Raw genomic sequence first — 20,723 nt, forward strand, 5'->3', positions numbered from 1 at the left:
GCTCCTTTGCTGGTCACCCGAGAGAGTCAGTGCAACTTGCCGGTGAAACGAGGGCCTGACTCGTCATGAGCCCAACTGCAGACGACGTAGCGGCTATTAAGCGTCTGAACGACCACATACCCACTCACCACGGTTTTACTCAGAATGTTCGACGTGCGGATACCGTGACCATTGCCAAACCGGCCGAACATATCGTGGAAAATGATGCCGATGGCGTGGTACCCCTCAAAATCTGCGCAGCATAGGTATCCCGTGACAAAGACCCCAAAATCAACCTTCAGGGCTTCAGTCACGACGCTCGGAATCCCAACAAGCTCGTCTGCGTCTGTAATCACACGACTGCCAAGCAGTCCCCTTCTGTTCTTCTTCATCACTGCACTTTATGAAAGGGGCCTAATGCGCCGTTTTCAAACCACCAATGCGCAACGACATAAAGACCACCGCCCTGAGCCACGACCACAAGGTAACCATCGCGGTAATACCGTCGTTCGATGGGCGGCGTATGTACGGGAAGGCCTTCAGGAAATTGATGCCGATGGTCACAAAACATCAGCCCAGTCATTCGCGGGGGGCGCTCTAGCGCGCAAGCGAGGAACCCGACGATGTCGTAGTCATTGATGACATCTCTGGCTTTCTGAATGACGGTAGGCAGACGCGAAAAACGAACGTCGGCAAGAGTCGCTCCAAACGTTTTAATCATGTAAGACGCGTAACCGGGAGCGTTCTTATCGACAATAGAAAACGTCATCAGATCTCAACCTCAAAATCAGCGCGAAAACCCGTTTCTTCACCCGGATAACCCCTTGGATTAGAGATGACCCTGCACCCGGAGAGATCCGCATCGACCCCACGGTGCGTGTGCCCAAAAACCCAAAGATCCGCTTTCTCAATCAACTCGGGCCAGCTATTGGCGTATGCAGCACTTAGATGCCCTTCCTGTTTATCACCCAAAACGTGTGGTGTTGGGGCGTGGTGGCTGACGACTACAGTTTTTCCTTGGAAAGGCTTATCAAGCTCTAGCGTCAACCACGTACGGGCCTGCTTGTTTCGGGTAACGAGGTCGTCCGGGCGCAAACGACGATAAGAAGCATCAGCTCTGATAACTCGAAAATCGTTCATCCCATGCCAAGCGGTACGCGTGGCAGCGACAACGTCACCACTGGATGTGAAATCAGTCCAAGCCGTGGTGCCGAGAACCCGAATGTGCTGCCAAACAAACACCTCATTTTCAAGAACATGAACATGAGGCGCTGCCGCATCACGCATTTTTCTGAGCGTACGGTCTATGTGGCCACCGTAAAATTCGTGGTTACCGCAAACGTAAATCACAGGACAGTCGAACGTCTCATTAGCCCACTTCACGCCGCGCGATTTTATGTCGATGTCCCCTGCCAGTATCACCAGATCGGATGAATTTGAGGGTGGACAGAACACAGAAAACTCGTTGTGCAAATCCGACCAGATATGGATTTTCATACACTCGCTCAAATTTGATTTAGACCTATATTGCTCGTAGCGCCCGCTGTGTTCAGCGCTGCTTGCACGCTAATGAAGAGGGCATGCGCTGGCTTACGGCTGCGACGCATCATAAACCAAGATGATCCGATATTACTAGTATTTGATATTTATCGGAACTGCCTTGTTGTGGCCCCATCCTTATTTTTGGATAGTCATGTCACTCAGGAACGAGGTCGCTGCGGCGATCAGAGTCATTCGCCGTTTACGAGGCCTCGGGTACGAAGAGTTGGCTGAGGCCAGCGCCCAAGCCAACATCAGCTTGCTTGAGCAAGGCAAAACAAACATCACGCTCGACAAGCTCACCAAGCTTGCGGCCGCTCTCGATTTCGATCCCATCACCCTAGTTACGATATGCGTTGCGTTGCACAAAGGTGTGACGCCGCGTGAAGTGCTGGACGATGCGACTCGCGAGCTTGCACTGTTTGATGCTGCTGGCGGCCTTGACACGATCCGGGAGCAGTTCGAGGGCGAAAACCTTTCTAAACGCTCGCGTGGCAAACCGGCCAATGCGCAGAATGCTGCAGCAGTGCTGAAACTGAAGGCGCAGGGGATGAGCCAGGCAGAGGTTACCCGGGAGCTGGGGCTGGCTAAATCGACGGTTCAGCGGTATTGGAAAGACTAGAGCGGTGGGTAAACACTCGATCTAGCCTTCTGCGTTCCGCCGGGGACACGACGTAATTGGGTCGTTCTCCCCAATCGCTTGCAATGAGGCCGGGGTAAGAGCGGAGTACCGGCAGCGCGGTACTCCGAATGGGCTACGTCAGCTAGCAAATCCAAGTTGACTTAGCTGCGAGCGCAAAAAGGTTTCGTTCAGCACCTTTGGAAAAGACACAGCCAATTTCCACATCAAATAAACGAACCCGACCGGGACGATAATGCCGAGCCAGCCTCCCATGAGTAGGCCAACAAAGCTCAGCGGGATGAAGAGCAACGCCAACAAAGCTGCACTCCAGCGCATTTTTTTAATCCATGTCGAGAACCCATTCTCTTCATAGATTTGATGGCCATCGTCTTTTTTGATGGCAAACAAAATGTAGCCCAGTCGACCCAGCTTGACGAAGAAGAAGTCACCCTCGACACCCCGCTTCATGTAGGACTCGATGAGCTGCCCTACTCCCACCTTTTTGACCAGTTTTGTAGTGCCGTCACGCTGGGCAATTCGCAAATAAGTATACTCGCTGCCATCGGACTTGTTTTGAGACGGGCCAAGCACTTCCAATTTGCCACTAACCACACTGACATCCGACATACTGCACTCCATTGGAAAATGCGCAAACGCACTGCCGCGCTAAGCGTGTGCCAACTATTGAAATGAATCGCGGCTCCCATCAGGGTCAGCAGCGATTAACAGAGCTATTGATTCTTTCAGTACGAACACGCCGCTCTGACTCAGCATCACCCATGCATCGCGCCAGCCTTCGGGCGGTGATCCCCACTAGAAGGCCAAAACACGGCATATGGCACCTCGCCATACGGCTTCGCGCACTATATTGCATGGTTCCGTAATCGGCAATATGGCTACATCCTCGCTTTTGAGGATTTCCCATGCCGCTGATGCGCCCGCTTGCAGCGGTGCTACGGCTTGTTCGCGTAGCACGAGGCCTGTCTCAGGAAGAGTTTTCGGGCGTGGTGGAAGCAAGGCACATCCACAACCTCGAACATGCCAAGAGCAGCATCACGCTCGACACCTTGGAAACGTTGGCCGCCAGGCTGGACATTGATCCCGTTGCCCTCCTTGCCTTCGCTTCGCGAATTGAAAGTGGCTCCTCCACCGCGGACTACGTTGAATTCCTACAGCGTGAATTTCAGAAACTCTTGGCTCTGGGCGTGGAGGAGCAGATCGGCGAGCACTATCGCGACGGTAATGTCGTGACGCACAAGCCAGGCCGGCGTACCGATCCTGCGAAAGTAAGCGCTGTTTTGGAGGCAAAGGCCGCCGGGAAGAGCAAGAGGGAGGTCTCGGAGGAGCTTGGGATTCCCAGGTCGACCGTAAATGATCTCTGGAAGAAGTCGTGATCTGGAGTGCGTCAGGTAACGCTTATAAAGTGGCACTCACCGTCATCCTAGGCGAGTCTTTTCCGCTCGAAATCATCTGAATACGAGCTCATCTCAAAGGGCCCGTTAGCTATTCCTGCTCGTTGTAGCTATCCAGGTTCGCGTGTTCCAACACATCGGTCACGTAACTGTACTCCAGCGTCCAAAAGCACCCCTGGATACTTTTGCCTTCAAAAGGCCCCATGTCCACCCGGCACTGATCGAGCTCGAAGATAGCCGACCATGACTGTCTCAATCGTTCTTCGAGTTGCAGTGCAGCCTCTAACCCCTCCTCGGCAACCTTCAAAGCGCAGTCAAAATCTGCATCGTCCTCATCCGACGCCGGCACATACCAGCGATTGAGGACAAAGTGCCACAGATCGAAACACGTCAACGCAACTAGGTCGGACGGGATCGAGAGCTTGAGGACTACGGGGTCTTCGTGGCCTGCCAAATCTTCGATGTAGGGCTGAGAGTGATCTGCTTCACGTCTGACCCAGCACCACCACGGTGCCTGATCCGTGCCCGGCGCATGAAGACCGGCATCGGCCATGGCGGTTTTCATCCAGGCATAGGCCTGCTGGAATATGGGATCGTCGTTGACCCTGTTCGCTGGGCAATTGAGCGTGCCATTGGCGACGAGTAACTGCCAGGTCGAGCGTTCCATGACTGTCCAACATTCGATATGGCCGTCGATGGAGAACTGGGATTGCCAGATTTGAATGTGGGAGGACAAAGGAAACCACGCGCTGTGGGCGATGCTGCCTCGATCGGGGCAGTATAAAAATTTGGAGAACAGTATCAACTAAAGCGACTGCCTCAGAAAGGGTATGCTGCCCGGGCGATTGCCCTCGATTCAACTTTCAGCGCACGCATGGAATAGAGCCAAACATGCCCTACAACACTGTCCTCTTCGATGCCTTCGGCACCCTCCTCCAGATATCAAACGGCGTACATCCTTACCGCCAAATTTTGAAGGCGGGCATCCGCCAAGGCCGCAGGCCCAAGCCCGACGATCTTCACGCGCTACTGACTCAGACGCTCGATCTACAGCAGGCAGCCGACTATTTTGGGGTCAAAATTGAGCCTGACCATATGGCTGAGATTCAGCAAGCGCTTGACGCGGAATTAGCGAATATCCACGCTTTTGAGGATGGCCTTAGGGCCGTCGAACTCTTGCAGCGAGAGGGTGTGCGAGTAGCTGTTTGCTCCAACCTTGCAGCTCCATACGCAACCCCGTTAAAGCGGCTGTATCCGAACCTGGATGCGTACGGCTTCAGCTTTCAGTTGGGGATGATGAAGCCGGACAAGCGTATCTACCGTGCTACGTGTGAGCTTGCGGGAGCCCGGGCTGACGACTATTTCGGTTCGGATCGCGTGTTGATGATCGGCGACTCGCCTAAATGCGATAAAGCAGGGGCACGCGCAGCAGGCGTGCGAGGTTTTCTTCTCAATAGAACCGGTGCGGGTGACTTCAGCAGCCTTGTCGAATTTGCTGAGGCCGTTTTGAAACAAAACTCGAAGTAAGAACATGCCGATTTCATTGATATCGGCATGTTGATGATCCGGGCAAGAGCACCGCCACGCTGAGCTGTAGTAGTTGGCCCTCAGGACAGGCTGCGATCAAAAACTATTAATACCCTGCCCCAGTTTTAGACCCCTTTCATCACCGCCCGATGACTAGTCGACATATAACTAAAGCCAAAGCAATGTCAAGCCGAAAGGTTTTGTAAGCAATTATTCGTCCATGATAGCATTCAATCAATAACAACAATAAAGAGCTAAATCATGCAAGACGTTAATATCCACGTCGAACTTTTAGGCGTCGCTGACTCTCTCAAGGCAGTTCAGATAGCAGTTTATGACCTCAGCTCGGGCGAAGACTCCACGAGTCTCTCCGACTTCCAACACATCGGCCGTATTTTACGTATCGTAGATGCTCTAATCGACAAAACCGGAGCAGAGACATTTTGGCAGAATCACGGGAAAGAACTCCTGCTCTGTATAGTTGGCGTTGATGACAAGCTGGCCAAATTGCTCGTGAGTGCTCCAGACTGGGATTCACGATTCATAGCCGCTTGGCCAGCATTGAAATCCGAAGAGCTCAAGAATGCGCTGACCCTCGATTATAATAGATACCAGAATTATTGGCCTGATTTCGAGGAGCGTTTGAGGTGGGCCTTCGAATATGTAAGTGCGTCTGATGGCGTCCCAAGCTAGCAGGGCTGCTGGCTTATCCTGATGACACCGCTGATATTCAGCTATCGCACAGCTATCTAACAAACGGCCGGGGTGCTGTCTTCCTAGAGGTAGCATCCGCTTCGAGGAAGGCCATAAACGAACCGCAGCGCCCGTACCCTAGCCGCTTTATTCGTAAGTTTACCGGCCCACTTTCGCCGCCAGGAAAACTCCGCTCTAGCCAACGTAGGCCGCCTGAGCCATCACAGACAAAAGACATGCGGGCAATTAGTCGCTCTTCATACCGTCCTTCTGACCTTTGTCTTTACCGCAGCAACCAGTTACCCCTTCCCTTTCAAAATCCTTTCCGTTTTCGTGAATACAAATTCTGATCCAGACCTGGCTAGAAGCTCTTAAATAGGTACGTATGTCTGCCCCGAAAACTGATCGATATTAATTTACTTTCTGACTTCACGGCAGCTGAGGAGTTTGACGCAAAGTTCTGCTCCTCCACACTTTAAAAAAATATAAGACACCTAAAAGCACAAGATAAACTACATCATCCCGCCAATATCGACCCTCCCTGGCGGCGGAAACTCTTAGCTTCAAAGCTTCGCATTGCGGCGGGGAAGCGCATTTTGCAGAACAGAGCTCTTGGCCATCCAGACCACAAATCAGAATTTGGTCATTTATAATAGATAGGTCAAATATTTTGCCTTTATCCCTGTCGAACCTAATCGAGTCGCTGGTGAAAAGGTCATAAAGTTTCTTGAGCTTTCCCGTTTGAGTGTCTTCAAACAGGTATTGAGTCACAGGATACTGTCTCGGGCCGGGCGCAATCGCAAAGACCAACTTTCCATGCATGGTTTGAATGCTTGCTTCGCGATACCCGAATGGGCCGGGCTGACGACTAGACAGGCAGAGCTGCCCGAATATGAATGCTCCGCCTAGCGCAAATAAAACAGAAATCGCGTAAAAGCCTTTTTTGCTTAACCGCATATCTAGCCCCGTATGTGCACAAATCACAGCATAGCCAGAAACACTGCGCGTACCTAATAATTCCAAGCGATCGGCCGAGATGCTGAGGTCTGCGCAAACCCGACAAATACAGGGAGAACATATCCATACATTCAAGCCGGGGCTTGCCAACGTCGATGACGCTTATGAAATCATCGACCTTCCCCCCCTACTTTTCGTAATAAGTCGCAGGACAATGGCGATGACATCACCGAAAAAAGAGTGGACGATGCGTTTGAGCTCCCAGTGATGCTGGCGGCCAAACCGTAGACACAGACGATGGGCCACAGCCTTCGCATCCAAAGGACAACTGCACACATGGACGATTTGTTGAACCGCTCAGACGAGCTCCACATCGAGATTTTGGCGTTGCTGGAACGCGTAGAAGCCTTTCCCGGCATACGTCATGAGGTCGCGTTGGTCGCGTGTGGCATGGCGCTGGAGCACGCGTTGAGTCTGCGTCTGTTGATCAGAACACAATGTTTCACATCGGCGCTCTCTTTGCTGCGGTTGCAATATGAAGCCCTGACCAGAGGCGTATGGTTGCTGTATGCCGCTACCGATCTTCAGGTTGAAACACTGTCGTCGGCGTTGACCATCGAGGCTGAGCATTGCGCGAAGAAGATGCCCATGTTTTCCGCCATGCTTGACCAGGTCATTGAGAAGGCTCCAGTGCAAGCGTCAAGAATGCTGCTGAATTTCAAGGAAGTGAATTGGCACGCGATGAATTCGTTTGTTCATAGCGGCATCCATCCCCTGCGTAGGCACGCAGAGGGCTACCCGGCAGGACTGATTGATGGTGCCATTAGAAACTCCAATGGACTGAACATCATGGTTTTGCAGCTGGGAGTCATTCTATCGGGAGAGCCGAGTTTCAAAGGGGTTGTGAGGGCCATGCAGGAAAAGTATCACGAGGTACTACCCGGTCTGATTTCACCCCTTCCTCAGGACAAAGAGCTTTAAACAAAAGGGCCTTTCGGCCCTTTTCAAAACTAACTCATTGCGCTTGCCAGGATTTCACCGCGTCCGCGCCGTACTCTTTTTTCCACTCGTTCAACGTCCGGTGATTCCCACCTTTCGTCTCAACCATTTCCCCATTGTGTGGGTTCTTGTAGATCTTCGTGGCCCGTGTCTTGCGCACAGACTTCGCAGGTGTCGCGGAAATTTTGCGTGTGGATGTCTGAGGATCCAGAATCGAGACCACGTCTTTCAAGCTCTTGCTGTACTCACCCAAGAGAGTCCGCAATTTGCTTTCAAACTCGATTTCTTGTTGCAGGCCAGCATCGCCTTTCAAAGCTTCAAGCGCCTTGATTTGCTCGGCAAGGTGTTGCTCAAGCTGGCGGAACTCTGCAAGTTTTGACATTTGTTTTCTCCTCGGGTTTTTCGAATCATAGATCATGTCTGTAGTGAGACTATAGCATTGCCACTGGAGGCCAGGTTATCCAGTTATTACCCGGCCCGAATCGCCTTTTAACTTTAGAATTAATGACAATGGCTTGCTTGAACACCCGGCGATTAGAGTTCAGCGCGACGGCTTGCGCTACCCGCTTCAATCATTTTTTCATCCCGGATCACCTGAGTAGTGATGATGCACAGTCGCTATTCTTCTTTTGTCTGCGCGACCTCGGGAAGTGGATAGACTACTTCTTGGGTATCCAGATTTCGTATCTCGGATTTGATGGTGATGGTCGACACTTCGCGTCCCGGAGGCCCTTTGATGTCGCCTCGGGTCGAGAAATCCACTACGTAGCGCTGACCTGCGCGAAATTCGACATCCCGGGCACTGAAGCCGCATTGGGCGCCGCCCGTACCCAGTGCATTCATGGATGCCCAGCACCAAGTCAATGAGTGCCTACCCGGTGTCAGCCGAAGTGCCTGCTTGCCAGAAACGTCCAGAATTGAGCGACGTCCGGCGCCTTCCAGCAATTGATCATCCACGTGTGTCGCCAGCAACAGTCGGTGGAACGGTACACCCAGCTCACGATATCGAGTGGTCGCGAAATACACTACCGGCGCATTGGCTGAGTGATCAGACACGTCGAATGGAGTCATCGACTCCGGCATCCAATCGCCCTGGTAATCCTTATAGTGGTAGTTAGAGCTGCACGCAGTGGAGAGGCCTATGGCCAACAGGGCGGCCGGCAGCTTCAGTTGGGATAAAATCTGCGAGAGTCGCATGGGTTGTCCTTGTTAACTACGCTTCGTAGGATGCCGCAGTGCGGCCCGCCACATACCTTGGGCGGCGATGTCCATATGCTATCACTTTCATTCTAAGCAGAGCACGAACACCCTTTTGACGCCGATCGCGACCAGCCCGAACTGTGTATAGACGTTGTTGTCTAGCAGCAGCGTTAACGCTGGTAAACCACGTTCTGCGTGCGATTAGAGCGGTTTCTGAGTACGGTTACCGGCATGAATGAGCGAGGCTTGAGTACCTTCGCCGAGTGAACAGCCACCATGCGGCACCGTGACCTCATTGCTTTGGGTGTGCAGTGGCTAGCTTGTATGTAGACGGAGCTCGGTATTGTCGAACCTGAAAGCGGAAGACATTGCAAAGCGCCGATGAATGCCATTAGCCCCAGATGTAATTAAAAAGCGACCTAGGTTCCCAGGCCGCTTTGTTGGCTAATCTAGGATATGTACTTGATCGCCAACAACGCCACAATCACAGCTACAAACATTACTCTCACCGCCCCAACTCTTCCTATATTGCTGATCTGAAACAGCCCACTATGCTCAATCAGGGCTTTTATCTCGCCGGGATGATATTGCATGTTATCAAGCGCGGCCGCTGTATGCTCAATTCCCTGCCGGTTGTACCCGCCATGCCAAAAAAAGAAAGCCGCTGGCATAATGAATAAGGAATACGTCACAGTTGCTTCCGCAAGATCGAGCGGCCCCAACCAGAATTGGGCCTGTATCAAGTAACCAAATACTGAGTTGACGTTGTGGACTGACGCATCATGTGCAGAAAATACAAAGACCAGTCCCGCCCATACGCCACCCAAGCTAAGGGCTGCCCCTGCGATATTGGCCATGTGGGCGCTGGCGTAATAACTTCTTGCGCTGGCACCACTGACCATTCCGTGAACTTCCATTCCCATCAATGCGCGAGGTACTAGGGCAATAGCTCCGATCAAAGAAGCGATCAGCATAATTACGTGATCGAATGAGTTTCCATGATGAAGTACGGGCATAATGAACATCCCCACTAGCGCGGTATACAGCGCCGACTCCCACGTTGGAATAACTTTAGCAAACCAGTTACCGGCAGTCCCCTCGCCATAATACAGGTTGATTTTTCCCTTTTGGGTGCGTGCAACACCCAAGCTTTTGTTTGTTATCGCAGCAATTGCGTACAACCGGCCGCCACCATTCAATGCATGACTCGACGCCCATGGCACTACCACGTTTTCAGTCGCAGGGAGATTGATGCAATCAGTCAGCACGTCATTTAGAATTTCATTACAAGCCTTCGCCATCATTTCCCCAAAGGAATCTAGAAACCGTTATTAAAAGACTATTGAATTACATTTATCAGTGACGTACGTGACCATTGGTGTGACAGTTTCTATCTACCGGCGAGATACCAAGGTCTAGAAGCATGGTTTCTCATGCGTTAGCGTCCGGCCTCAGATCTTCGGTCTAACGCTTGCCGCTTGTAGATGCGTGATCTCCTTTTTTCATGCTGATGTTGAGTGCTTCTGCCCTTTCCATCTGTGATGGCACCTGAATGCGGTCGTGGGTAGCGCAGATGAATACAGCACACGCGGATGAAGAGGTTCAGGATTTCCGTCTAACAAAAAGCTCGAACGCCAGTCCTGCAGCCCCAATCCAAGAGATCAGTGATTTCCAGGTGTCCAGCTCTTGCCAAAGTACGGTGCCAGCCGCAAGCCCAGACAAGAACATACAGGCGACCCAAAACTGCCAGGCGCGGGCTACCAGCTTCACCAACCCCCAGGCGCTTGTATTTTTCAGAATATCGTCGACGTGGCGGCCGTATTCCCTCCCTGTGCACAGCGCGACGAAGACAACCATCGCGAGCGCCACCCAGGCAAGCGCTGGCGTCACCACAAAGGTAATGACCTTGCTCCCCGCCACGGCCATGACGGTATGACCAATCGTATTGAGCGTGACCATGCGGCTTACGCCGACTGCTTGGGCTTTGGAAGGCAGGATCGGATCGAAATAGTGCCTGAACTTCATCGGTTTTCCCTGTTGGATGGCACGCAGCAAGAATCTACTTGGCGCTTCAAAATTTGCAATAGGGCCCGATACGCTGCCTTGAAGCTAAACAACCTGTCTCCCTGAGGGATTAATCAGTCGGCCGTCATCACCGTCTGTATGGCCAGGCCGCTGCCAGTCTGACGTGTGAACGTTGTATTAGTTTTTGAAAGCCGTCATTTCACGCTTTGGGCGGCCGGCCCATTTTACGACTAAAGTCCAATGCGACTAAGTTCTCGCTAAGAGTGATCGCGTTGGTCTGCCGGCCGCTCAGCACAGTGCATGTGGGTCAAAGGTGCCCACCTAGGATGCAGACGAAATAACTTCGGCGCTGCTAGATCCGATACCGCCAATGTAGTAGCGTTGTGCCACTCATTATGCGCGGCTCCTACTGAGTCATGCTGTTCTAAACGTTTTCTCGGTCGTTGCGCTTTTGGTACTCACTAATTCGCACGCCTTTAAGAACGCTGAATTATCACTTTTGATGATATGGAAATCTCATGCCAAATCTCATTTTCGAAATTGCAGTCGATCATTCCTTTATTGATCAGTTCGAGGCTGGCGTCCCTGGGTTCCCCGATCAAACGCTTTTGAATCCTACGACAGGCTTACGGGACCCTTCCGTGCTCGATCGAATGCTTGGGCTGTCTCGTTTGGATCGCCGTGCTGAAGCGGCCAAACACAAGCCTGGTGCGCGTCCGATGGATTTTCAGCACAAACCTTCCGGGCGAATGCTGTTGCTGATTAATGACCTGTTGCTCATGCGGCAGATCGTGAAAAGGAAGCAAAAATCTTCTGCGGGTTTTCGCAGCTGGGAAATGGTGGTTTTTCGCAGAATAGACAACTCCTGGTTTGATACTGCAGGGGCTGCCGCTCACCGATATAACGAACTCTCGCAGGAAGACCGGGACGCGTTGCAGGCAATGGCCGAGCCTCGTCTGGCCTGGTTACAAACACTCAAGACCACCCCTGCGCAAAAAGCGTTCATCAATGATCGTTCCTGGTATCCACAGTTCGCCGGCATCGCGGGCCTTGTGCTAGATAAGCTGATCGATTGGGACGTGCTGGACAGCAACTCACGGCAGAACTTGGCCGACGGCGCGTTCGCGTGCATGTCCCTGTTCGGTGATGAGATATTTGCGCTGTTTCTCAGCCAGCAGCCAGCTCTGATGGGCTATTACACCGAGGTGCTTAAAGACGCAAAGGCTGCAAAAGAGCACCCGTCTGAGGCCAGTGTAGAGGCGGATTCAAACGCAGCTGGAATTGAAGGGGCTACCCCTTTGAGTCTCTTCGACCTCTACAGTGAGCTTTTGCAGATTGCTCAGCGAGCTCAGGCAGATGCGGGCAACATTGATTACGCCGAACAGATCGAAGCACTTATCGCCGCAAACCTGCCCCGAATCAAGCAGGAATATTCGCTCGGCGAGGATGCCATCCGCAGGATCTTAGGAGAGTGTATCCACGTTCTGGAAGCGATCGGCCGTAACCTATCCCTGCCCGATTTTGACAATCACGAGTTCATCGCTGCCTTCCGTTCGGCGTGGCTCAGTTACTTCAATACCATTCTAATGGAAGACATTCCCGAAACTCTGTTGAGGGACGTAACGGTCGAGCGTCAGGTCGGATCAGAAGATGTTCAAGTGCGCCTTAGCACGGCGCAGACCAGGCGATTGTCGGTCGAGGCTGACCTTGCCGGCCTCAACGAAAGACTCAAAGCAGCAAGCTTTCGCGAAAAGAGCGAGCTGCGCACCAGTATCACCCAGGCAGAAGAACAGCAGGTACAAAGCAAACGACACCATCAGGAGGCTGAACAGGATGGCTTTGAGCTTCTGCTGCCTCCGGGGATGGACGTTGGCTCTTTGCCTGAAGGGCATGACGTTACCCTTAATCCAGAAAGCTACCACCCGAGTGCAAAGGCCGCCCTTGAAGCGTGGTCGAATGCGCCGGCGCGGACTGATTCCGTTACAGAACGGCGGCTCGATGATTCCGAAACCCTGAAAATGGCGCACCACGCCGCAGTAGAGGCTGATATCGGTATGTCCGAGCCGGATAATATTGATGTCCTTGAAACAGAAGGGCCCGACGCAAGTGAACCGTCCTCACTCACAGCGCTGCCGGCTACATTCGAGTCCGAGCTATTTGTCCAAGCGGAAACGGCGCTGGAGCATGAATCGTCATCCGACCTGCAAGATATCGCAAGTACAGAGTCGTCTGAGCATCTGGCAACACCTGACGCTTTGATAGAGACACACGCCGATGAGCTGGAAGAAGGGATAAACGTCTCCCAATATCTACGCACGCCGAGCGAAGCGTGTGAACGATTCGAGCTCTGTAAGCAGTCCATGGATGCTATCCCGGCCATTGCCGTGGAAAACATCGCGATGCTCTGGATTAAGCAGGGCCAACTTCCACTCGCCAGCAAGACGCTGGAAGTCGCGGGTCGGATGGGTCTATCAGGCGAGCTATTGTCGTTGCCCTTGGTTCAGGCGGCTTACCACGGCATGCATGTGTGGCGCGGCGACACGGGTAGCGTAAGCCGTGTCCAGCAGAGCACGAACCAGCTTTCAGCCGAAATCATTGAAACGTGGATCTATCGTCGTCCAGGCGGACGCGTTGTCCCCTATCTGGTCTTTGCCGCTGCGTTTCAGCCAACGCTGTGCTGTGGGCATATGACGAATGCACCCCGCCTGTTGGCGTCGGTAGCCAGCAATTTCGACGGCCCGATCCTTCGCCTCATCGAGGAGGTGGTCGACTTTTCCAGTCACAACCTTCGACTTGATCTGGACACCTTACGTGCACTACCCACCAGCAATGACAAAGAGGTGCGTACTCGCCTTGCTGCGCGCCTTGTCGAATGGCACGACCGGATCCAGAACAAACTGACAGGCTGGGCACCAGCGCGTAAAGCTATGAAAGAGTGCCTTGCGCACGACGAATTTGATCTGGTTTATCAAAGCATCACCAAGAACGATGCATCGGCGCTGAATGAAGTTCGGGACTTTGCTGAAAAATATCGTGACCAGGAAGAACAGAGTCGCCTGATGCACTCCGAAATCCTCAAGGTGATGAGCGAGAGCACAGCAGCGCCCCAGATCGAGGGTAACGCACGTAACTGGTTCCTGCGCACGCTCGACGATGTGGTCGCCATCGCCGACTTGTGGATCGAGGGGCATGCGCAACAGAGCCAGCGCAACGATGAACTCAACAAGTTCGCACCTCGATTCCTGACAATGGTGGCCACGGCGCTGAGTCATGTCAGTGACCGTCTGGCTCGCACCGATGACCCTGAGCAACTTGCTGGGTTGCATCTCGTGCAGAAAGTGTTGAGTGACATCAGCCGCGTCGCTGAAAGTCAGGATGACCTGAACTGGGAAGGCACACGCATCAACAGCTGGTTGGCGTGGCCGAACGAGTGGCTCGCTACGCTTGAGGCCCATGAGGCAGACCAGCAGATAGCGCTGCTAAGTTCATTGCTGGAAAGAGGATTCGACGAAGTTACGCTGAGTGAGCAGGCCCTCGAGCGCAAAAATTTCCGTCATGCGCTGCTGCTAACTCTTCATCACCAAGAGCGAACCCTTGAGCCTGCGGGAGAAAAGATCGAGGCCATCAAGCGTTTATTTACTGAAGAGGTACACCGTTGCAACAACCGCAGCGTGGAAATGAAAGGGTTGCTGGACAACGCCAACGTTGCCTCGCTTATCGATGACGAGCGCCACTACCAGCTCCGCGGCGAGCTTGAGCACCTGCAGGATCAGCTCAAAGGACTGCGAATGCTCGATGATCTTTGCGAGATACATGACAATCTTGATGAGCTTGAATCGAGCATCGTTGCCAAGTTCACCGCAAAAAAACAAAAGCTGCGAGAGATGCTGGATGGCCTGGTAAACCAGGCCTTGGTAGATCGCGGGATGGACTGGGTGCCTGCGTACTGGCTGGAACAGGTTCAGTCTGCCCTGCACGCGCATGACACCACGGTTGTCGAGGAGATGCTGGAGCACCTTAAGCATTCACTGGAGAACGGAAGCTCGCTGGTAGGCCCTGTAGAAGCCGGCACAGAGCTTTTGAAACAGTTTTTGAGGATTGAACCGCAGCTATACAAGGCCCTGAGCGCTAATCATAACCCCAGGGAGGTCATTCGCCATCTTGGAAGCGAGGAAATTGAAGGGCTGGCGTTAAGTACGCTCCCCAACTACGCCAAACATGCCATTGAGAATCTCGTTGGTTTGCGCCAGCGCATCAAATCGCTGGACAAGGCAACCTATGAGGAACTGGTAAGTGTGCTGTATGCGCTGGGCCTTGAAGCATCAACATCGACCTTCGACAACTCCATACCGAATAAAACGGGTTTCACGACGCATAACAAATTCTGTCGCTTGGCCATGCCAGTGAAGCGACGCGATACCGGACGAGGTATCGTCTTCTTCAACCAGAAATCGGAAGCACAGGCGATCAATGTTTTGATTGCGGCAGGCGAGTGGACGGTCGCCGACCTGAACGCACTGTTGACTGAGCAAACTCAGTTTCTGCACGACAGAACCATCCTGATTTCCGGGAGAGATCTCTCCAATGATGAGCGCAACGAGCTTGCCCGCTTCTCCAAACGCGAAAAGCACACACTCTTTCATGTTGATCCGGTATTGCTGGCCATGCTGGCTGGCTTGAATGTTTCTGAAGCTGATCGTCTAAAAACATTCCTGCAGCTGAGTCTGCCTTGGACATTCTTCAATCCATATACGGGCAACCAGATGCAGCCCGCGCCGCCGGAGATGCGCTACGGTCGTCAGAACGACATCAAGATGCTCACCACCATGCGCAATGGTGCCGCCATGATCTTTGGCGGTCGCCAGTTGGGCAAGACGACGCTGCTTCATGAGACCCAGCGTCGTTTTCACAACCCTGAGCAACACCATCATGCCTTTCTTCATCAAATGGACGGCAACCTTGATCGTGCCAACCTCTCGGGCGATGAGCTTGAGAAGCATCGCAAACATGTATGGAAAACCATCTATAGCGATGCGGTGAACAGCAGGCTCATTAAGGGTAGCTACGGCCTCGATACCGCTGGCATGGTGGCAGAGCTCCAAGAGTATTTTCATCGAGAAAACCCCGATGCTCTCATGGTATGCCTCGATGAGATCGATCCGATCTTGGGGCTGGATGCTGCCAACGGCTTCCGTATTTTCCGGGAATTGAGCGGACTGGTAAACAATAGCAATGGCCGATTCAAGGTAGTGATTGCCGGGCTGGAAAACGTGCGCCGCTTTGCGGATGCCCCCAACTACCCACTGCACCAGCTAGGAAGCGCCATTCAAGTGTCGATCATGACGCCAATGGAAGCCGTCCAACTGATCCGCGAACCCTTGGGATACCTCGGCTATGAGTTCGAAAATCCACTATTGATCAACCGCATCCTGGTAGAGACCAACCGTCATCCGGGATTGATTCACATCGTATGCCACGAGCTGATCCAGAGCCTGAGCGCGCGACACCAGAACCGTATTGGCAGCCTGACCATCACCGCGGACGACATCGAGCAGATTCGAAAGGATCCCGGCATTCGTCAGTTGATATGTGATCGTTTTGATATCACGCTCAACCTCGACTTGCGATACAAGCTAATTGCCTACAGCCTGATCGCGCATAGCACCAGCAGCTTCTCTCCAAGCCGCGCCAAGGCAATCGTTGAGGAGTGGGCCCCCGAAATTTTCGAACCCATGACCGAGGCGCTGTTCGAGGCGTTCCTTGACGAGCTTTGCGGTCTGGGTGTGTTGCAGTACATGCGTCGCACTGAAGGGGGCAAGGAATACGCGCTGCGCAACGCCAACATCATGAATCTGGTAGGTGGGCCGCAGAAGAAGATCGAAGACAAACTGCTTGATGCACTCGATGCCATCAATGAGAGCGATCCGCTGTCTGCACATGCGTTTCCTGAAAAAGCTCTACGCCCTTCCCCGTTAACCCTGCGAGACGAAAAGCTCCTCATCAGTGAAGAGAAAATTGAGAGGTCTACAAAGAGTTCGGTAGAGGCCCGTTCCTCCAACTATTCCGTCGGCATTATCACTGGGTCTGAGGCCTTGGGTTTAAACTCGACATGGATGGTGGAGTCGCTGCTTGCCATTGGTGAAGAGGAGCCAGTGATCAATGCCAATTCGTTCGGCCGTTACCAGCCGGCCCTGAAAAAAGATACCGAGTTGGGTAGCGCCAGTGATTTCAAGAAATTGATCAATGACAGCATCCTGGGGGTGCAGGCGCTTACCAAGCACATCATGCTGTTTGTAGAACTCACCGGTGATCAGCCAGTTAGCAAAACCCTCGACTTGCTCGATGTTGCGCATGAGGCGCGGCTCAACATCAACTCCAAACGTAACCGCGTGCGCGTGATTTTTCTCATGACGCCGAAAGCACTCTGGCAGTGGGAAACTCACTCGGAGCTGACGTCAGGGCGCGAACTGATGCAACCTTTCGTTGCATTGGATGTGTGGAAGAAGACTGCGCTGGTGCACCTTCTCAACAAATTGGGCTTGGAAAACACCTCGACGTCCGTCGATACCCTCGCAACCTACAGCCAGGGCTGGTACTTCTCACTGGATCGCCTGCTGGAGGCAAAAAAGAAAAAACCGGACGTCGAGCGCATCCATTCCTTCGGCCAGTCCTATCAGTCGCTCTTGCAAGCCAAGCCCAAAAGCATGGAGGAGTTTCTGGTTAAGACTGGCATTTCCGAGGTGCCGTGGGCACGGACTGTTCTGAGTGCGGTTAGCGAGCAAAAACAATTTGATGCAGACGACATTGAGTTGCACCTCATGGATCAGTACCCGGATGTGAAACCTCAGGAAGCGCTGCGCTGGCTTTCACGCCTGCGCCTGATCGCGCCGGAAAAAAACAAGAAGAATGTCTATAAGGTGCCCGCCAGTATCAGAACGGGGTTGTTGGCCAAATCCGCACAGGAAGTCAAAGCCTGACATGGCCAAGGAAATCGCAAGCCCAGCCGGATGGCTGATGGCGCTGCAGGACGGCTGGGGAGCCGTTCCTGCCAGCGATCTGCTGGAACCCGCGTCCCAGGCCTGGACGTCAGTTGGGCTTACCCCTCCAAGTGTTGCTGAAGCCGCGAGCTTTGGTCTGGCGGGGCGTGCCTTGAAATACGGACAGTCCGTGGCCCTCGCTTTGCCTGTGCTCAGTGCAGAGGGCATCACGCGGCTTATAATCTATTTGCATCGCATCCGGCTGGATGCGCTTCAAGGGGGTATTCGCGCGCCTTGGCTCAATCCCGCAAATGTTGAGCAGAGCCCGGACATTGTATTCATTTCCAGGCCACGTCAGGGCGTTCAGGATTTGTCGCGCGTGGCTGCGTTACACGCTCGCGGGCTGCGTCCTGCCAATCTGAAAGAACGCAGGGTCGGCCATACCTCGCACACGCTGGTCGTCGATGGCTCTTCTGATTTGATGGAGCTCACTGACATTATCAGCAAGGGCAGCCGCCCCTTCGTCCTAGTAGTGGATGGCACGCGTGGTGGTAATGATAATGCCTGGGCAGTCGATATGGCGCTTGAAGAGTGTTTTGCGCGAATACCTCGTATCACGCTGCTGTCGCTAGGGGACGGGGATTCGATCGCCAAAATGCGAACAAACCGAACTCGCACCCAACTCTGGATAATGCGACTGGCGGACATGGCCGCACTTGGCCCGCAACCAGCAGAGGGTGTAACCGTCCATCAAGCGCTGATAGGCGATGATGTCGCGAATGCGGCACTGGAGAACCTTGCAGCGCGTTTCTTCGTGTTGCGACGAGAGCTTGAGCGATCCAAAGATCCGGTGCTCAAAGAACGGTTGGCAATCATTGGAAAAGTCTTTCGCGGACTGAATGAGCTATCCGTGCCCCTCACCTATCTGGAAGATGCGTTGCAAGCGGCGACACGCCCTGGCCTGTTTCCCATTCACTGCCTGCACCGCTGGCTTGAAATTGCAACCCAGGGAAGTTGTCAGTACGGCGAAACGGAAATGGGCTCACGCAACCTGATCAAGCAGTTCTGCGAACATCAAGAGCTGATGATGCAAGCGGTGTCGGGCAAGGCGGGCTGGCTACGTCATTACCTGCAGACGTGCCGAGAGTCAAAGCGCAAAGTCCTCGTGTTATGCGGGAGCCCTCATGAGGTGACAGCGCTTGGGAACTGGCTGGACACCACTCTCGATCCAGACTGGACTGATACGGTTCAGATTATGGCGATGGACGGAGTTAAAGCGTATCGGCAATCGCGCCGTGATATCGATGAAGTCGTAATCACCGGCATGCTGTGGCCTTCGCGTCAGCATTGGTTGGCTACGCCATGCAAAAAACTCACGATTCCGGTGTATGGCTACGAAAAAAATCATGTAGAGCGAGCGCTGCACCGTTGGTGGCAGGAGCATGGTGCCGCGAGCCTGGACACAGGCGATAAACTCAAGCATTGGCAGCTTGGCTGGAACGATGACCGATGCTTTGATCGCGACACCCTCGCACAGCCCTTGCCGTTTGTTGTCACTCCTTGCGCCGATTACAGCGAATACCCTCCCCGAAAGCATCATGCAGTGGTGCCGCTCAAGGTGGAGTTTGACAATTGGATGGAGCTCTTGCTTGAGCAGCCGACAGAACCCACCCAAAAAGTTCAGGACGGAGAAGTTCTCAGTCCAAACCTTGTCTGGATCTATACAGCCCAGTCAGACGCCCCGCTACCCTGGAGCAAAACTCGTCCGGTTCTGGTGCTAAGAAACGAGGACATTCACCCTACTTTCCCGGAGCGACTGGAGGATGGTGACCAGATCATTCTGCTCAGGTACACCGAAGAGCGGTTGGCGACGCAGGACAAGCTGTTCGAAATGCTCGCGTTATCCGAGGGCATGCAGCAATTCATTCGCGTTGCCGAGCGCTGGAAATCGATGGTAGAGGCTGTCTCAGCTCGCCTGAACCCATCCCAGGTGCAGGTTCATCTGAAAAAAGAGAATGTCATTGTCAGCGATGCCACCGTCTCCAATTGGTACCGACACAACGTCTATGGCCCTCGAGATCGCACAGCTGTTTTGGTGTTTGCTCGCTTGGCAGGTTTGAAGCAGCCAGAGACCGCCGCGGGTTATGTATCGAACGCGATTGAGCAACTGCGCAGTGCTCACCAGCAAGTGGGCAGACAATTGCGCAAGGCGCTTCTGGATCGAGGCAAGGGTGCAGCGACCATCACAATCGGCGAACTGACGATCGATGGCCACGCGTTCGACGACATGATTGAAATCGCCACTGTGACCTCCGTTCGGGTGTCGACCGCTCGCTTGGTTGCCACCAAAGACGAGGGGTTGAGCGAGGTAGCGAAGAGCATCCTCTCGCAGCACCCAGAGCGCATCCTTCTGACAATACCCGCGCTTAAATCCATGCGTGATTCGGTATACCGAGATACCGAGAAATTTCGCGCCTGCCTTTCGCTGATGGCGACGAGACTTTACGACCATTACCTGCACAAAACTGTTCGGCTTCACGACGTCCTCGAACACTTCACGCAAGAAAGCATCGAGTTTCATCCCCGGATGTCGAATGTGACCATGGGGATGTTTTCAGACAATCGCAAATATAAGGGGCGACCTGCGGATATCAATAGGCATTTTTGTCTGGGTAACGCACGCGACCCTTCACGCACGCTGCGCATTCACTTCGATTGGGATGAAGAGGACAAACTGCTTGTCATCCATCACGCCGGCAAACATCTGGAAACTACGCAATCTTAAGGACAATC

At 53.3% G+C, this 20,723-nt stretch carries 17 protein-coding genes; 7 read left to right on the forward strand and 10 right to left on the reverse strand.

Annotated elements, in window-relative coordinates; genetic code table 11:
• Positions 1-26: 26 nt before the first annotated feature.
• Genes AC1MDT_RS07115 through AC1MDT_RS07125 form a run of 3 tightly spaced genes read right to left on the reverse strand, consistent with a single transcriptional unit; the run spans position 27 to position 1,476 of the window.
• Entirely contained in the window at positions 27-371 is a 345-nt protein-coding gene (locus AC1MDT_RS07115) for a hypothetical protein (protein ID WP_480421357.1), read from the reverse strand.
• Positions 371-748, reverse strand: coding sequence for a hypothetical protein (locus AC1MDT_RS07120; protein WP_480421358.1), 378 nt, complete (start codon positions 746-748; stop codon positions 371-373). Before AC1MDT_RS07120 ends, AC1MDT_RS07115 begins: the two co-directional genes overlap by 1 nt.
• Entirely contained in the window at positions 748-1,476 is a 729-nt protein-coding gene (locus AC1MDT_RS07125) for a metallophosphoesterase (RefSeq protein WP_480421359.1), read from the reverse strand. The genes AC1MDT_RS07120 and AC1MDT_RS07125 overlap by 1 nt, the downstream gene beginning before the upstream one ends.
• 196 nt (positions 1,477-1,672) lie before the next feature.
• On the opposite strand from AC1MDT_RS07125, the gene AC1MDT_RS07130 reads away from it, so the two are divergent.
• Entirely contained in the window at positions 1,673-2,140 is a 468-nt protein-coding gene (locus AC1MDT_RS07130; protein WP_480421360.1) for a helix-turn-helix domain-containing protein, read from the forward strand.
• Between the two features lie 138 nt (positions 2,141-2,278).
• On the opposite strand, the gene AC1MDT_RS07135 is transcribed toward AC1MDT_RS07130, so the two are convergent.
• The gene (locus AC1MDT_RS07135; RefSeq protein WP_480421361.1) at positions 2,279-2,767 is read right to left on the reverse strand and encodes a hypothetical protein; all 489 of its coding nucleotides are present in this window, start codon (positions 2,765-2,767) and stop codon (positions 2,279-2,281) included.
• Positions 2,768-3,063: 296 nt separating this feature from the next.
• On the opposite strand from AC1MDT_RS07135, the gene AC1MDT_RS07140 reads away from it, so the two are divergent.
• Positions 3,064-3,534 carry a helix-turn-helix domain-containing protein gene (locus tag AC1MDT_RS07140; RefSeq protein WP_480421362.1) on the forward strand — a complete coding sequence of 157 codons (471 nt, stop codon included), beginning with the start codon at positions 3,064-3,066 and terminating at the stop codon, positions 3,532-3,534.
• Positions 3,535-3,643: 109 nt separating this feature from the next.
• Here AC1MDT_RS07140 and AC1MDT_RS07145 read toward each other — a convergent pair whose 3' ends face one another.
• Entirely contained in the window at positions 3,644-4,219 is a 576-nt protein-coding gene (locus tag AC1MDT_RS07145) for a DUF3841 domain-containing protein (RefSeq protein WP_480421363.1), read from the reverse strand.
• Between the two features lie 224 nt (positions 4,220-4,443).
• On the opposite strand from AC1MDT_RS07145, the gene AC1MDT_RS07150 reads away from it, so the two are divergent.
• Positions 4,444-5,079 (forward strand): HAD family hydrolase, encoded by a 636-nt coding sequence (locus AC1MDT_RS07150; protein WP_480421364.1) that lies wholly within the window; start codon positions 4,444-4,446, stop codon positions 5,077-5,079.
• A 261-nt stretch (positions 5,080-5,340) separates the two neighbouring features.
• Positions 5,341-5,772, forward strand: a complete 432-nt coding sequence (locus tag AC1MDT_RS07155; protein WP_480421365.1) for a hypothetical protein — start codon at positions 5,341-5,343, stop codon at positions 5,770-5,772.
• A gap of 429 nt (positions 5,773-6,201) precedes the next feature.
• Here AC1MDT_RS07155 and AC1MDT_RS07160 read toward each other — a convergent pair whose 3' ends face one another.
• Positions 6,202-6,729 carry a hypothetical protein gene (locus tag AC1MDT_RS07160; RefSeq protein ID WP_480421366.1) on the reverse strand — a complete coding sequence of 176 codons (528 nt, stop codon included), beginning with the start codon at positions 6,727-6,729 and terminating at the stop codon, positions 6,202-6,204.
• 336 nt (positions 6,730-7,065) lie between these two features.
• On the opposite strand from AC1MDT_RS07160, the gene AC1MDT_RS07165 reads away from it, so the two are divergent.
• The gene (locus AC1MDT_RS07165) at positions 7,066-7,710 is read left to right on the forward strand and encodes a DUF6988 family protein (protein ID WP_480421367.1); all 645 of its coding nucleotides are present in this window, start codon (positions 7,066-7,068) and stop codon (positions 7,708-7,710) included.
• Positions 7,711-7,744: 34 nt separating this feature from the next.
• On the opposite strand, the gene AC1MDT_RS07170 is transcribed toward AC1MDT_RS07165, so the two are convergent.
• From AC1MDT_RS07170 to AC1MDT_RS07185, 4 genes are all read right to left on the reverse strand, one after another.
• Positions 7,745-8,110, reverse strand: a complete 366-nt coding sequence (locus AC1MDT_RS07170; RefSeq protein WP_480421368.1) for a histone-like nucleoid-structuring protein, MvaT/MvaU family — start codon at positions 8,108-8,110, stop codon at positions 7,745-7,747.
• A gap of 236 nt (positions 8,111-8,346) precedes the next feature.
• Positions 8,347-8,925: a hypothetical protein gene (locus AC1MDT_RS07175; RefSeq protein ID WP_480421369.1), complete on the reverse strand. Its 579-nt coding sequence runs from the start codon at positions 8,923-8,925 to the stop codon at positions 8,347-8,349.
• A 452-nt stretch (positions 8,926-9,377) separates the two neighbouring features.
• Positions 9,378-10,232 carry a hypothetical protein gene (locus AC1MDT_RS07180; protein WP_480421370.1) on the reverse strand — a complete coding sequence of 285 codons (855 nt, stop codon included), beginning with the start codon at positions 10,230-10,232 and terminating at the stop codon, positions 9,378-9,380.
• 298 nt (positions 10,233-10,530) lie between these two features.
• The gene (locus AC1MDT_RS07185) at positions 10,531-10,953 is read right to left on the reverse strand and encodes a hypothetical protein (RefSeq protein WP_480421371.1); all 423 of its coding nucleotides are present in this window, start codon (positions 10,951-10,953) and stop codon (positions 10,531-10,533) included.
• Positions 10,954-11,471: 518 nt separating this feature from the next.
• Between AC1MDT_RS07185 and AC1MDT_RS07190 the strand changes: the two genes are divergently transcribed.
• Positions 11,472-17,930, forward strand: a complete 6,459-nt coding sequence (locus AC1MDT_RS07190; protein WP_480421372.1) for a hypothetical protein — start codon at positions 11,472-11,474, stop codon at positions 17,928-17,930.
• 1 nt (position 17,931) lies between these two features.
• On the forward strand, positions 17,932-20,715 hold the full coding sequence (locus AC1MDT_RS07195) for a DISARM anti-phage system protein DrmE domain-containing protein (protein WP_480421373.1): 2,784 nt from the start codon (positions 17,932-17,934) through the stop codon (positions 20,713-20,715).
• The last annotated feature ends 8 nt before the right edge of the window (positions 20,716-20,723 follow it).

Source organism: Pseudomonas sp. ASL7 (genome assembly GCF_056680375.1).

Coding starts and splice junctions, on each gene's coding strand:
- AC1MDT_RS07175 (WP_480421369.1), bottom strand. CDS start 8,925: ATGCGACTCTCGCAGATTTTATCCCAACTGAAGCTGCCGGCCGCCCTG.
- AC1MDT_RS07170 (WP_480421368.1), bottom strand. CDS start 8,110: ATGTCAAAACTTGCAGAGTTCCGCCAGCTTGAGCAACACCTTGCCGAG.
- AC1MDT_RS07115 (WP_480421357.1), bottom strand. CDS start 371: ATGAAGAAGAACAGAAGGGGACTGCTTGGCAGTCGTGTGATTACAGAC.
- AC1MDT_RS07140 (WP_480421362.1), top strand. CDS start 3,064: ATGCCGCTGATGCGCCCGCTTGCAGCGGTGCTACGGCTTGTTCGCGTA.
- AC1MDT_RS07190 (WP_480421372.1), top strand. CDS start 11,472: ATGCCAAATCTCATTTTCGAAATTGCAGTCGATCATTCCTTTATTGAT.
- AC1MDT_RS07185 (WP_480421371.1), bottom strand. CDS start 10,953: ATGAAGTTCAGGCACTATTTCGATCCGATCCTGCCTTCCAAAGCCCAA.
- AC1MDT_RS07150 (WP_480421364.1), top strand. CDS start 4,444: ATGCCCTACAACACTGTCCTCTTCGATGCCTTCGGCACCCTCCTCCAG.
- AC1MDT_RS07120 (WP_480421358.1), bottom strand. CDS start 748: ATGACGTTTTCTATTGTCGATAAGAACGCTCCCGGTTACGCGTCTTAC.
- AC1MDT_RS07160 (WP_480421366.1), bottom strand. CDS start 6,729: ATGCGGTTAAGCAAAAAAGGCTTTTACGCGATTTCTGTTTTATTTGCG.
- AC1MDT_RS07165 (WP_480421367.1), top strand. CDS start 7,066: ATGGACGATTTGTTGAACCGCTCAGACGAGCTCCACATCGAGATTTTG.
- AC1MDT_RS07155 (WP_480421365.1), top strand. CDS start 5,341: ATGCAAGACGTTAATATCCACGTCGAACTTTTAGGCGTCGCTGACTCT.
- AC1MDT_RS07145 (WP_480421363.1), bottom strand. CDS start 4,219: ATGGAACGCTCGACCTGGCAGTTACTCGTCGCCAATGGCACGCTCAAT.
- AC1MDT_RS07135 (WP_480421361.1), bottom strand. CDS start 2,767: ATGTCGGATGTCAGTGTGGTTAGTGGCAAATTGGAAGTGCTTGGCCCG.
- AC1MDT_RS07125 (WP_480421359.1), bottom strand. CDS start 1,476: ATGAAAATCCATATCTGGTCGGATTTGCACAACGAGTTTTCTGTGTTC.
- AC1MDT_RS07195 (WP_480421373.1), top strand. CDS start 17,932: ATGGCCAAGGAAATCGCAAGCCCAGCCGGATGGCTGATGGCGCTGCAG.
- AC1MDT_RS07130 (WP_480421360.1), top strand. CDS start 1,673: ATGTCACTCAGGAACGAGGTCGCTGCGGCGATCAGAGTCATTCGCCGT.
- AC1MDT_RS07180 (WP_480421370.1), bottom strand. CDS start 10,232: ATGATGGCGAAGGCTTGTAATGAAATTCTAAATGACGTGCTGACTGAT.